The sequence below is a fragment of the Pseudoalteromonas lipolytica genome (genome assembly GCF_001306915.1).
Classification (GTDB): domain Bacteria; phylum Pseudomonadota; class Gammaproteobacteria; order Enterobacterales; family Alteromonadaceae; genus Pseudoalteromonas; species Pseudoalteromonas simplex.
In genome coordinates this window covers 1-844 of the sequence record NZ_LJTC01000030.1, presented here as the reverse complement: position 1 = coordinate 844, position 844 = coordinate 1, and the positions used below count along the sequence as shown (strand labels likewise).

The following is an 844-nucleotide window of genomic DNA, read 5'->3' as shown; positions in this document are numbered from 1 at the left end:
CCACAAGGCAGTACAGTCACTGTGGTCTTTACCGATGCAAACAACAACAGCCACACAGTCACTACCGTGATGCAAAGCAATGGCACTTGGTCAGTGGCGGCGAGCACGTTGTTAGCAGAAGGAGAATACACGGTTACGGCGACGGTCAGTGATCAAGCAGGTAACCCAGCAACAGCCAGTGCCACTGGTGAAATCGACATTACCGCACCGACGATTAGCCTTGATACCTTGGCCGATAGCAATGATGTGACACCGCTCATCAGTGGGCAAACCACTGGGGCGGCAGTGGGCAGCTTAGTGCTGCTTACTATCACTGACAGTGCCGGTAATGTACAAAGTGCGACAGCGACGGTGCAAGCGGATGGCAGTTGGTCTGTTGAGCCAAGTACGGCATTAGCTGAAGGTGATTATACCGTGGTGGCCACCGTGAGCGACGCGGCGGGTAACGAAGGCAGCGATACTGAAACAGGCACCATCGATGTGACGGCACCAACGATTAGCATTGATGCGCCAGCGCTGACCAACGACAATACGCCGACGGTCACAGGCACCTCAGACTTAGCCAATACCTCACTCGCCGTGACCTTTACCGATGCTGATGGTATCAGCCATAGCGTGACAGTCACCACAGATGCTTCAGGTAATTGGAGCGCCGAAGCAGGGCAAGCCTTAGCCGATGGCAACTACACAGTCAGTGCCAGTATCAGTGATGCAGCAGGTAATAACAGCAGTGCCAGTGACAGTGGTGAAGTCGACACCATTCCACCGGAGCTTGCTTTTGTGCCGACCTTCTTACTGGGTCAACTGGTGACCTTAAGTGGTACATCAGATTTACCCGCCGGTA

1 protein-coding gene is annotated in these 844 nt (G+C 54.0%); it reads left to right on the top strand.

Annotated elements, in window-relative coordinates:
• On the top strand, positions 1–844 hold an 844-nt coding region (locus AOG27_RS20855), incomplete at both ends, for an Ig-like domain-containing protein (RefSeq protein WP_200909122.1).